Source organism: Alphaproteobacteria bacterium (assembly GCA_035625915.1).
Classification (GTDB): Bacteria; Pseudomonadota; Alphaproteobacteria; order JACZXZ01; family JACZXZ01; genus DATDHA01.
On record DASPOR010000211.1, the window covers coordinates 1 to 11,990 of the forward strand.

General features: G+C 63.6%; 10 protein-coding genes. 4 read left to right on the plus strand and 6 right to left on the minus strand.

The genetic code is table 11. The features are described from left to right. From VEJ16_17350 to VEJ16_17375, 6 genes are all read right to left on the minus strand, one after another. Positions 1–679, minus strand: a 679-nt coding sequence (locus VEJ16_17350) for an acyl-CoA dehydrogenase family protein (protein ID HYB11430.1), incomplete at its 3' end; no start/stop codon positions are given. Between the two features lie 4 nt (positions 680–683). Further along, positions 684–2,756 (minus strand): acetate--CoA ligase family protein, encoded by a 2,073-nt coding sequence (locus VEJ16_17355; protein HYB11431.1) that lies wholly within the window; start codon positions 2,754–2,756, stop codon positions 684–686. Between the two features lie 34 nt (positions 2,757–2,790). Further along, the gene (locus tag VEJ16_17360) at positions 2,791–3,627 is read right to left on the minus strand and encodes an enoyl-CoA hydratase/isomerase family protein (GenBank protein ID HYB11432.1); all 837 of its coding nucleotides are present in this window, start codon (positions 3,625–3,627) and stop codon (positions 2,791–2,793) included. Beyond that, positions 3,617–4,486, minus strand: a complete 870-nt coding sequence (locus VEJ16_17365; protein HYB11433.1) for a sugar phosphate isomerase/epimerase — start codon at positions 4,484–4,486, stop codon at positions 3,617–3,619. The genes VEJ16_17360 and VEJ16_17365 overlap by 11 nt, the downstream gene beginning before the upstream one ends. Positions 4,487–4,516: 30 nt before the next feature. Continuing rightward, entirely contained in the window at positions 4,517–5,464 is a 948-nt protein-coding gene (locus VEJ16_17370) for a fatty acid desaturase (GenBank protein ID HYB11434.1), read from the minus strand. A gap of 308 nt (positions 5,465–5,772) precedes the next feature. Continuing rightward, entirely contained in the window at positions 5,773–7,350 is a 1,578-nt protein-coding gene (locus VEJ16_17375) for an amidohydrolase (protein ID HYB11435.1), read from the minus strand. Between the two features lie 690 nt (positions 7,351–8,040). Here VEJ16_17375 and VEJ16_17380 point away from each other — a divergent pair. From VEJ16_17380 to VEJ16_17395, 4 genes are all read left to right on the plus strand, one after another. Further along, positions 8,041–8,445, plus strand: a complete 405-nt coding sequence (locus VEJ16_17380; GenBank protein ID HYB11436.1) for an Hsp20/alpha crystallin family protein — start codon at positions 8,041–8,043, stop codon at positions 8,443–8,445. A gap of 35 nt (positions 8,446–8,480) precedes the next feature. Further along, entirely contained in the window at positions 8,481–10,868 is a 2,388-nt protein-coding gene (gene lon, locus VEJ16_17385) for an endopeptidase La (protein HYB11437.1), read from the plus strand. A gap of 90 nt (positions 10,869–10,958) precedes the next feature. Beyond that, entirely contained in the window at positions 10,959–11,474 is a 516-nt protein-coding gene (locus tag VEJ16_17390) for a hypothetical protein (protein ID HYB11438.1), read from the plus strand. A gap of 274 nt (positions 11,475–11,748) precedes the next feature. Further along, positions 11,749–11,913 carry a hypothetical protein gene (locus VEJ16_17395; GenBank protein ID HYB11439.1) on the plus strand — a complete coding sequence of 55 codons (165 nt, stop codon included), beginning with the start codon at positions 11,749–11,751 and terminating at the stop codon, positions 11,911–11,913. Positions 11,914–11,990 lie beyond the last annotated feature (77 nt).

Here is an 11,990-nt window from a genome sequence, read left to right on the forward strand (position 1 = left end):
GGCCTACCTCGCCAAGACGGCTGCCCTCGTCGAGTTCGACTTCGTCGAAGACGAACTCCGGATGCTCGAAGACGTAAGTGTGCATGAATTTGGGAACGCGCTTGATCCGCACGCCCGGAAGCGCCTTGTCGACGAGAAAGAGCGTGGGCTTGTCCGCATCGCCGTCGACATGGGCGTGGACGATGAGATAGTCCGAATAATCGCCCGTCGTGACGAACCATTTCTCGCCGGAAAGATAGTACTTGCCCCCGCGGCGGTCGGCCCGGGTTTGGACAAGGCGGGGATCGGAACCCGCACCCGGCTCGGTGATCGCGAAGGAGCCGCGCCGCCTTCCCTCGCAGCTCGGGATGAGATATTCGCGCTTCTGCGCGCTCGTGCCGAATCGAAGCGGATAGGCCGGATGCCACACAATGGCCCAGAGGCCATTCGTTGCCTTGCCAAGCTCCTCGTTGACGAGCGTTTGCCCGAATATCGACAGGCCCTGGCCGCCATCCTCGCGGGAATGATTGATGGCGTTGAAATCATGGTCGACTACCGCTTGGCGCAACCGGGCAAGCGTTTCGGCGGGCAGATGGCCTGCCATCTCCAGTTCTTCCTCGTGGGGAAAGAGAAAGCGCTCGGCGAACGCCTTCGCCTTCTCCTTGAGGGTCTCCTCGTCCGGCGAAAGCGTGAGGTCCACGGGCCTACTCCTTCTTCGAGATGACGAGGGCGTCCACCGCAAGAACGCCCTCGGGTCCGGCGATGAGCGGATTGACATCGAGTTCGGCGATGCTGTCGGCAAGCTCCGCCGCGAGGACGGAGAAGCGAGCGATGGCGAGTGCCGCTGCCTCGATATTTGCGGGCGGCCTGCCGCGGAAACCATCCAGCAGCTTTCGAAGCTTGAGGCGTCCCAGCATTCGAAGCGCCGTCGCCGGACCGAAGGGGGCCAGGGCATATCGCGCATCGCGCAAGACCTCGATCAGGATTCCGCCCGCCGCCACCATGACGATCGGGCCGAATTGCGCATCGTTCACGAAGCCGAGTGCCAGTTCGACACCGGGCTTGGCCATGGCCGCAATCGACACGCGCTGACCAAGGCGCTGCGAGAAATCCGCGTAGGCCGCACGCACGGCATCCTCGCTTGTCAGCCCAAGCCTTACGCCATCCACGTCGGACTTGTGGTGTCGGCCGGTCATCGCCGTCTTGCAGGCAACGGGAAAGCCGATCCGACGCGCGGCAGCGACGGCGCCTTCGACGTCGTCGACCACCGACGCGGATACGACGGGAATCCCATAATCCGCGAGAAGAGCGAGCGCCTCAGCCTCGTCCATCGGGCCATTCGCAAGCCGGGCGCGCCAATCTCGGGACGGCTTCACGTGCGGTGGGGGATCGTCGCCGCGGTTCTTGAAGTCGCGATAGGCGAGCATGTGCCGGGCCGCGAGAAGGCCTGGCACGGTTCCGTCCATCACCGGAATCCCGGCATCCCCGAGAGCAACAGCAGCGCGATCGTGGCGCACCTGGCTGAAGTTCGTCGCGTAGGCGACGGGCTTCCCCGTGACGCTCGCGGCGCGGCGTGTCGCTTCGGCAAATCCGTCGTGGATATAGAACCCGTCCCGGAGATCGTTGAAGAAGATGCCGAGTGCGGTGTCGGGGTCCTCGATCAACGCGGTAAAGCAGTCGGCGAAGATGTTGGTGAAATCGTGCCCCGTTCCCCACGCATCGAGCGGGTTGACCGGCTCGAGCCCGTATTCGAGCCGCGTGCCGAGGCGCTTCACGGTCTCGGCGCCGATCCGCGCGAAGGGGACACCGAGATCGGCGGCGAGATCGATGACGAGACCGCGTTCCCCGCCCGAATCCTGAATGACGGCGAGCCCACCCGAAGCAGCACGGCGACCCTGGGCGAAGAGAAGCAATGTCGCACCCAATTCGTCGAGTGTGTCGACACGGATGACGCCATAGCGATCGAAGAGTGCATCGTAGGCGGCGTCGTTCCCTGCGATAGCCCCTGAATGGCTGAGCGCCAGCGCCGCACTCGTCTCGGTGCGCCCCGTCTTCAGCACGACGACCGGCACGTCCCTGGCCGCTGCCTTTTCGAGCGCGCGGACAAACCGCTCCGGCGCGCGCACCGTTTCGAGGAAGAGCCCCGCCACCTTCGTTTCCGGCTGCTCCAGGGCATAATCGAGGTAATCGGCCGCCGCCGTCGCGAGTTCCTGTCCGGCGGAGACGACGAGGTTGAAGCGGTAGCGCGGATCGTTGTGGGCGAAGGCGCCGAACACCGAACCCGCATGGGAAATGAAGGTTATGCCGCCGGGAGGTGCCGTGCGCGCCGCAGGAAAGCCGGCTGCCCAGACGCGCGCGCTATCGTTATAGAAACCCATGCAGTTGCCCCCGCAAAGCGGCATTGCCGCAGCATGGGCAATCGCCGCGATCCGCTCGGTCAGGGGTGGCGTCGAGTCATTCTCGAGATAGCAGCTTGCGAAGATGACAGCGGCGCGCGCTCCGGCCTTGACCGCCTCCTTCAAGGTCGCCTCGAGCCGTGCGTTGCCCACCGCAAGTATCGCGAGATCGACTGATTGGGGCAGGTCGGCGAACGACGCGTAGCACTTTTTTCCGTCGATCTCGGGATAGGCCGGATTGATCAGGAAAACCTCCCCGACATATCCGCCGCGCGACAACATGACGATCATGTCGTTCCCCGGCGTGCTTTGCTTCGGGCTTGCGCCGACGAGTGCGATCGAGCGGGGTGCGAGGAGTGGGGTCAGCCGGTGTTCGCTCAAGTCGCCCCCGCTCCCGAATCCCTGTCTGTCCCGTTCACTTGAATCGGGCATCGCGCCAGGCAAGTGCGGCTTTGAGGCCCTGCTCTTTTCGAATGCGGTTAAACTCGGTCCGCTCGGGGCCGGCACTGCTCTCGATGAAGATGTCGGTTTCGACCGCCGCGAGAAGGGCCTGGCGCAGGCCCATGGTCTCGTAACCGCGATTGATCGCCCGCTTGGTCATTCGAACCGAGAGGGGCGCGGCCGCGGCGATATCGCGCGCAATGTCCATTGCCTTGGCAAATTCCTCGCCCGCCGGGACGACGTGGTTCACAACCCCGATCTCGCGGGCGCGTTCGGCAGTGATCTGGTCGTTGCCGGTCAAAAGCAATTCCTTCGCGTGTTTCGGTCCCACGATCCACGGGAGCAGCATCGCGATGACGCCCGAGCCGAATCGCACCTCCGGCTCGCCAAAGCGCGTTCCCTCGGCTGCGACCGTTATGTCGCATGCAAGCGCAAGCTCGAACGCGCCCGCGAGGCAAAATCCATGCACGGCCGCGATCGTCGGCTTTTCGCAATCCCAGAACTGCATGATGAAGTCGAAATCGGTCTCGATCGTCTCGCGCCACTCGACGTTCGTGAGCGGACCGCGCGCAGCCGATGCCTTGAGATCGAACCCCGCTGAGAAGGCACGGCCATTGCCCCTGACCACGATGGCGTGAATTGCGGGGTCGGTGCTGAACGAGGTCATTGCAGCACCAACCGCTTCGATGAGCCGGGCATCGAACGCATTGAGGACGTGAGGACGGTTGAAAGTCAGGATGCCGACGCGGCCGTCGACCTCGGTCAATAGCACCTTTTCGCTCTGCTCGCCCTCGCGGGGATCAGGCGCCACGGCGATCCTCCGCGTCCAACTTGCTCCAGATCGCGCGCGCATGATCGCGAAGGATGAGCGCTTCGTCCCATCGATCCGATAATTCGTAGCCGTCGATCCCGGTAATCGCGTAATCGCGCGGGCCGAGTTCGCAGAGAAAATTGAGCCGTGCGCCGGGAGATGCGCGCCGCCGCCACATTCGAAAGCCCTCCTCCCACCAGCCAAGGAACAGGTCGAGATATTTTTTGTGCTGGGGAAATCCGATCGGCACCTGGACCTGCTCGCGCGTCGCAACACGGCCCTGGAACGATTCGGCGCGTTGCATGATGCGCCGGATCAGCTCGTGCATCGATTGAGGGATGGGAAAATCGAACTCGCGCCCGACCACGTAGTGGGAGAGATCGGCGCTTAGCGTCATCTCGGGCACGGCATCGAGGAGCTGGAGGGTTGCGAACAAATCGTTGGTGAGGCAGTTGCGATGGGTTTCGAAGTGAATCGTAACCCCGGCGGTCTCGGCCATCTCGATCCATCGGCGGACCACCGGAATCATTCCCTCGACACTGATCGGCATCACCTTGCCGATGACATTGACAAAAGGGGCTTTGAATTCCTTCGCCATTTCGAGAACCGGCGCCAAGGCCGATATGCTGCGCGGAAACGCGATCAGCAGGCAGCCGAGCTTGTGTTTCTCGAAGAGGGGCTTCGCCTTGTAGGCCGTCGCGACATCGGTGGCGCCGAAATCGATCGCCATGCCGTCATACCCGGCAGCGGCCACCATTTCGAACGACTCCTCTAGAGTGCGCTCCTCGCCGTCGGGGCGGCGAAGCTCCATCGCCCAGAGCGACTGGTAAACCTCCAGTGTCGGTGTTGGATTATTCATCCTCAGCACTCGCGAGGGCCGTCGGCCCGTTCATCGCACGAGTTCGGGCTCTTCGATGTCCCGCCAGAGAGTCCGCGCGATACCGAGGTGCGCTTCGAGATATCCCGCCGTCGGAACCGGCGCGCCGAGGCGCTCCTCAAGCTCCCGGTGCAGCTCCGCCAGGCGATGGAATGGCACGCCCGGGAAGGTGTGGTGCGCCGTGTGGTAGGACATATTCCACATCAGCCAACGCATCAGGAACGGCCCCTTGAGAGTGCGGGTATTCTTGAGGACATCCGTTTCGTGCGTGAGGCACGTATGCTCGCCGACGTTCTGGAGCTGATGGACGACCTTGGTCAGCAGCATCGGTGCGAGCCAGAATTGGACCGCTGCCCACGAGCCGAATGCGATGGAGAGTGCTGCGATCGCGAGATAGCCCGCGACGTGCCAGCGCGCCTCGACGATAACGGCACCTCGCTGTTTTTCGTTCAGCCAATGGGCATAGGGCGGAACGATGCCCATGGCGAGCCGGACGGTCGAGCGCACGCGGCCATACCAATAGCTCAAGCCGAACAGATTCAAGAGGTATGAGCCGAACGTATAGGGCGAGCGGATCAGAAGCTCCGGGTCCTTCTCCCAGCTCTGCGTATTGCGGTGATGGGCAAAGTGGAACCAGCGATCCCAGATGAACGGATAGATCACGATGAAGCCGATCGCCTCGCCGGCCACGTCGTTGAGCCAGCGCGACTTGAATGCGGTCCAATGGCTCATCTCGTGCTGGCCTGCATAGAGGCAATTGATGAGAATGCCGTGGGCGATGAAGACCGGCACGCCCCACCAGCTCCCCCACGTCAAAGCGAGGAGAATACCCGTCACGCCGATCGCGCCGAGCTGGCTGCCGAGTTGGGCGAGGCCGCGCGCATCCGAGCGAACGCTCAACGCCTTGAGCCGCCGTGAATCGATCAACGTCAACCCGCGCTTCGATACCCAATCTTCCATGACGTCTTCACCCCGCCAAGCAACGGACGAAATTTGCTCTTGGGCGTCGCACCAAGACGGCTGAGCGCTTTAGCCCTTCAAAACTTTAGCCGGTTTTCCGATCGGACCCCGTATCCCCACGCAAATATAGACGAGGCCATGCGGTCGCGGATATCCCCATCCACAGAATCCGAAATATTAATTAACACGTCGCCATTGTTGTTTACAGCCAAGAAGCGTTGCGCGATAGGGCGGCCTCCCGCGCCCCGCTGCGGACAGCGCTGTTTAGATGTCCTGGTGAATGGCAGAGATTGCACGTCGCTTGGCCCTCAGGCCGGCGGTGTTGGAATCCACCACTCCCGGCCTCGCGCCGTCGTGACGTATTCCGGCCATCGGAAATGAATTGGCGGAGGATAGTCGGCGAGTGGGGCGATCCATTTCTTCCCGCCGATACCGCCGCCGGTCCGCTCGAGGAATTCGCGCCTCGCCGCCTCACGGGCACCCTCGTCCTCGAGAAGGCGAAGCGCGGTGAGCGCGATGGTCTTCGCAGCACATGCAACCGTCGGATCGATCGTCTCGGGAATCCCGCCGAGCGCGTTCATCACCCAGTCCGGATAGCGATATCCGGGCGGCGTCTTGAGGGCCGGCCGGGCCACATAAAGGCGCGCGGTCGGTGCGTGCCAGCACATATCGGTGTAATCGTCCGAGGTCGAATTCGCCTGTGAAGGCGGCAAATCGAGACGGAGGATCCGCTCCGCCTCTTCGGGTGCGATAAGTCGCTCGCACGCATCGAGAAAAGGTGCCTCCATCGGCGCCAGCCCGAGGTTTCTTTGAATCTCCCGCGCGACCTCGCATGCGGGCTCGCCCCATTTCGGCGGACCGACCGCGGTCAGGGCTTCGAAGGTGGTCCGGGCGATCGCGTGATTGGGTAGGCCAGCGCGCGATTTGGAAACCCAATGACACTCGTGCCGGCAGCGGGCCATGTCCGCCGCCGCGGCCGCGTTGCGGTCGAGCACGGCCGTCACCTGCTCGGCCATTTCAACGGTCGGCACGCGAATGAGGTACTGAATCTCCGCAAGTCCCGCCGGCAGATTGTCGGCCGTCGCCTGCCCCGCCGTCAGGATCGCCTCACTGATCGACCATCCGCCCTGATGAGGCAGCATCGAGTCGCGCAGAGCCTTCGAACTCAAATACATGAGCATCAGCGCGTCGTTCGCACCGGGCGCCCGTGCTGCCGTATGAGCCTGGGGCATCGGTGCAGCAGCACCTCCCGGCTGCGTTGCTTCCGACGAATCGTAGACGAAGCGGTAGATCATCCCGTAAGCCGCACCGCAGTGCGTGTTCCAGCGCACCGTGTTGCAGAGGGGGTGCATGAAGTGGGGATGGAAGGAGATCATGGCGGCAAGGCCGTCGTAATAGCCCTTTGCCGCATGGAGGGGCTTCGAGCCGCGCACCTTCTCGGCAGGCTCGCCCGTGAAGCGCAACTTGCCCCGAATTCCGTGGCGTTCCATCGCAGCCTTGCAGGCAAGAAGGCCCCCCAGGCTGCCGATGCCGAGGGCGGAGTGGGGATCGGTATGGCCGCCCGAATGTTCGCTTAGCCCCGGACGCGGCCGCTTGACCGTGGCGATGTCCTGGCAGTTGCCCGGCACGCCATCATATTCGCCATACATGCCGATTGCGGGTCCGGCACCGTTCGACCATTCCGCGCAAAAGGCCGTTGGCATCCCGGCCGAGCCCGCCTCGACGGAGAAGCCTTCCGCGCGCAGCCGGGCGACGTACCAGGCGGCCGACTCGTATTCGCGCCAGGCGGTCTCGCCGAATTCGAAGATGCGGCGCGTCCATGCCGAAAGATCTCGTCCGCGCCCCTCGACATGATGCAATGCGGTTTCCTGGGCGGGTGTGATCATGGAATGAGCGCCTCCCCTCACCTGGCGTCCGTCAGCGGGTGCCCGAACCGCGAGCGCCCGTCCCACATGCCGTTTGGTGGGGCTATCTTATAATGTGCTGGAAAATTTGCGGCATCCTTCGGGGGGAGGGAGGAGCATGCGCCAAAGGACGATCGGTCATCCTGCTTTGCCCCGTTGCCAATCGCGGAATCCGCATAATATGTGGCATCGTCGGTCGGACAGCAAAAAGCCGCTCTTTGGCGATCCTGCCCGAAGGGATAGGTCGCCGCCGCTGGCCCCTTCACGAAGGCCGGCTCGATGCTTAAATAAAGAGGTGCGGATGCCCAGGAGGGGTCCGCGGTTCTGGCCCGCCACGGCATGGGGGCAGACAGAAGGGAGCAATAATGAACCTCGATTGCTTCGAGCGCGGCCTTGCGTCGGCACCCGTCGCCCGAGCCGGGGCAATCGCCTGCGCCGTCAAGACCACATCCTCAATTCATCGTCGCCGGGCCGGTGGGAAGAATCGATCGTACCCCCGCGGGGAAGTTTTGCCCTCGAGGCACTTTTCGCCAGAAGCGAAGGCGACGATGCGCGGGACATCTCCGCGCATGAGGGGAAAAAGAATAGGAGATATCCCTGTGGGATTCTCCCGCGACCCGACAGCCGTCGGCGTCTCACGAAGCAAAACCGGATGAGGCAAGGAGTTTAGTCATGTCGCAACGTTCAGCGTCGCTGCGCATGTGGATTGAGGCGTCGGAGCTTCTCGACCGCGCCGAGCGCCTCCACCGCCGCTTTTTCGAACTCGGGCAGGATGTTTCCCAACATAGTTGGGAACCGCCCTGCGACGTCATCGAGACGGATGAGGGTATTTTCGTCGAAGTCGCCCTTCCTGGGGTCGTACCCGATGAGCTCGAGGCGAGCTTCGTGCATGGGGGCCTCCTGGTCGCCGGCGAGCGGCGCCCGCTCCAAACGAGCCGGCGCAACGTCGTGCGCCGCCTTGAAATTCCCTATGGCCGCTTCGAGCGCCACATCCCCTTGCCGGCGGGCAATTACGAGCTGATCGGACGGGAGCTGATCAATGGTTGCCTGAAGCTCGCACTCAGGAAGATCGATTGAGCCGAACGCCACGGACGAACGGAAGAGAGAGACCGATGAGCAACGCAACTGAAGCCCATACCGCCGAATCCCATACCGGCGCCACCGATACGCTGCCGGCGGATGTCGTGCCGATCCTGCCGCTGCGCAATACCGTGCTGTTCCCCGCTGCCGTGCTTCCGTTCGAAATCGGGCGCGAGCGCTCGGTCGCGGCGGCGCAATTCGCCGCCCTCAACCAGCGGCCCTTGGGTACGCTGTTGCAGCGCGACCCCGAATCGGCCGACCCCAAGCCGGGCGATCTTTTCACGGTCGGGACCGTCGCCTCGGTCCTGCGCTACGTCACGACCCCGGATGGCCGGCACCACCTGATCGGCCGCGGCGAGCAGCGTTTCCGCGTGATCGAGTTCGTCGAGGGCCATCCCTTCCTCGCCGCCCGCGTGGAGCGCATCGCCGAGGCCGACCCGAAGGGGGCCGAGATCGACGGGCGCGTGCTCCAGATCAAGGAGCGCGCACTCGAAGCATTGAAGCTGATGCCGGAAGCGCCGGCGGAGTTCGCCCTCGCGATCCAGAACACGACGTCGCCGTCGGCTCTCGCCGACCTCGTTGCGAGCATCATGGATCTCAAGCCCGAGGATAAGCAGAAGATCCTCGAATCGCTCGACCTCCACGCCCGCCTCGATCTGGTCGTGTGGTTCCTCGCCTATCGACTTGAGGTGCTGCGCGTCTCCTACGACATCGGAAAGCAGACCCGCGAGTCGATCGAAGGGCGTCAACGGGAGCACGTCCTGCGCGAGCAGATGAAGGCAATTCAGAAAGAGCTTGGCGAAGCCGACGATCAAAGTGCGGAAGTCGCGAAACTCAAGGAGGCAATCCTCAAGGCGAAGATGCCGGAAGAGACCGAGAAGCACGCGCTCAAGGAACTCGGGCGGCTCGCCCGGATGCCGGATGCGAGTGGCGAGTATTCGATGCTGCGCACCTATCTCGAATGGCTTACGGAAATGCCTTGGTCGGTCGAGACGGGGCGGGAAATCGACATCGCCGAGGCGCGCAAAGTGCTCGAGGAAGATCACTACGGCCTCGAAAAGATCAAGCGCCGTATTCTCGAGTATCTCGCGGTGCGCAAGCTCAATCCGACCGGGAAGGCGCCAATCCTGTGCTTCGTAGGGCCCCCCGGCGTGGGCAAGACTTCGCTCGGCAAGAGCATTGCGCGCGCCATGGGACGGAAGTTCGAGCGCACGAGCCTCGGCGGCGTGCACGACGAAGCGGAAATCCGCGGCCATCGCCGCACTTATATCGGCGCCCTGCCGGGCAACGTCGTCCAGGCGATCCGCAAGGCCGGCAGCCGCGACTGCGTGCTGATGCTCGACGAGATCGACAAGCTCGGACGCGGCTTTCAGGGCGATCCGTTCTCGGCCCTGCTCGAAGTGCTCGATCCCGAGCAGAACAACACGTTCCGCGATAACTATCTCGGCGTTCCGTTCGATCTCAGCAAGATCGTCTTCATCGCAACGGCGAACATGCTCGAGACGATTCCGGGGCCGCTTTTGGATCGCATGGAGGTGATACGGCTCTCGGGTTACACGCTGGAGGAGAAGCTCAAGATCGCCGAGCGCTATCTGGTGCCGCGCCAGCGCGAGGCGAACGGGGTCAAGGTGGAGGACTGCGAACTCACCGAGGATGCGATTCGCACGATCGCCCGCGACTACACGCGCGAGGCCGGCGTTCGCAATCTCGAGCGGGAGATCGGCGCTGTCTTTCGCCACGCCGCGATGCGGATCGCGGAGCGGCCGGGCGAGCGCATTCGCGTGACCGCGGATACGATCCCCACGATCCTCGGGCCGAGCCGCTTCGAGGCGGAGCACGCGCAGCGCACGAGCGTGCCCGGTGTCGTCACAGGGCTCGCCTGGACGCCGGTCGGCGGCGACATTCTGTTCGTCGAGGCATCGCGCATGCCCGGCCACGGCAAACTGATCCTGACCGGCCAGCTCGGCGACGTGATGAAAGAAAGCGCTCAGGCCGCTCTCAGCCTCGTCAAATCGCGGCATGAGCTGCTTGGCATCGACCCGAAGTTGTTCGAGGAGAGCGACATTCACATCCACGTTCCGGCGGGGGCCACGCCGAAGGACGGGCCAAGTGCCGGGGTCGCCATGTTCACGGTGCTCGCATCCCTCCTCACCGGGCGCACGGCGAAGGCCGACGTGGCCATGACCGGCGAGATCAGTCTGCGCGGGCTGGTGCTTCCCGTCGGCGGCATCAAGGAGAAGGTGTTGGCCGCGATGCACGCCGGACTCAAGACCGTGATGCTGCCCGCACGCAATCGCAAGGACTGGGACGACATCCCCGAGGAGGCGCGGAATGCGCTCAACTTCGTCTGGCTCGATAATGTGGACGAGGCGTTGAAGACGGCGCTGGAGGGTGGGGCCGATTTCGCCCGGGCCGCGTGAGGCTCGGGCCACCTTCCACCTTGCGGAGGGGTGCGAAAAGCCCCACTCTAAAGAGGGACAAGCCCGCTTGGCCGGGCCATGGAGTTGAAGATGCCGGTCACGAAGCCGTTCTGCGGCGCCACGGGCGCCAAATGGTTACGCCGAGTGCTCGGCTGCCTGATTCTTGCCGTGGCGATCGGGTGCGGCGCGATGATCGCAGCCGACCGGGCTTATGCCGATGGACACGGCGGAGGCGGTTGGCACGGTGGTGGGGGCTGGCACGGCGGCGGCTGGCACGGCGGCGGATGGGGTTGGCGCGGCGGTTGCTGCGGATGGGGCTGGGGATGGGGTCCCTGGTGGGGCTATCCGGGATACTACTATCCCGGCTACTACTATCCTCCCTACTACTCTTATCCTCCCTACTATTACGGGCAACCTTATTATTCGCCGCCCGTGAATTATTATCCGCCGCCCGCATCCGCCCCGCCCGCGACATATTCCGGGCAAGGTGCCGCCCCCCAGGGACAACAAACCTGCTCAAGTGGACAGTGGCGTAAGGAAGACGGCTCGATCGTCAACGGAGTCGCGTGCATTCAGCCGGACGGCTCTTGGCAGTTGACCCACTGATCCTATCGGACTGAAATTGTTGCGCGACGCGTGAGCTGGGTCAATTAACCGGGCAACGTAGCGGCGATTTCGCCGGCCAGCGCATTCGTTGTCTGCCCACAGCACTAAGCGAGTCCGATTGCCGAGGTCGCTCGGCGAGGGTCCCGCTATTCTGCGCGTAAGCCCTCACCGCTTGGATACGTTGCCTCGCCAAAAAAATGAATAGTCCCGCACCGGCGCAAAGTCGGTGAGGAGAAAGGGCCGTTATTCTCCTCATAATTTGATTAGAACAGTCTTGAACCCGGCGGCGAAAGCCCGGGCAGCCCTCGCCAAATGCTCGATCCCGACGGCACAGCACGACATAAACGAGCTGATCGAGCGCAACATCCTTCGGCGCAATCCGGGCGGGAGCAAGAACACGAGCTATGACATTGCCACGCAGGACGGCGCGCGCTTATAGGCCAGGATAGTGGGGGCGCTTCGGCGCCGTCATGCCGCCACCATTGCCGCAGCGACCAGCGCCTCGAGGTCCGCAAT

Bases quoted from the DNA above. Each gene is read 5' to 3' on its own strand.
- VEJ16_17390 (HYB11438.1), top strand. From the start codon at position 10,959: ATGCCGGTCACGAAGCCGTTCTGCGGCGCCACGGGCGCCAAATGGTTA.
- VEJ16_17375 (HYB11435.1), bottom strand. From the start codon at position 7,350: ATGATCACACCCGCCCAGGAAACCGCATTGCATCATGTCGAGGGGCGC.
- VEJ16_17380 (HYB11436.1), top strand. From the start codon at position 8,041: ATGTCGCAACGTTCAGCGTCGCTGCGCATGTGGATTGAGGCGTCGGAG.
- lon (HYB11437.1), top strand. From the start codon at position 8,481: ATGAGCAACGCAACTGAAGCCCATACCGCCGAATCCCATACCGGCGCC.
- VEJ16_17365 (HYB11433.1), bottom strand. From the start codon at position 4,486: ATGAATAATCCAACACCGACACTGGAGGTTTACCAGTCGCTCTGGGCG.
- VEJ16_17370 (HYB11434.1), bottom strand. From the start codon at position 5,464: ATGGAAGATTGGGTATCGAAGCGCGGGTTGACGTTGATCGATTCACGG.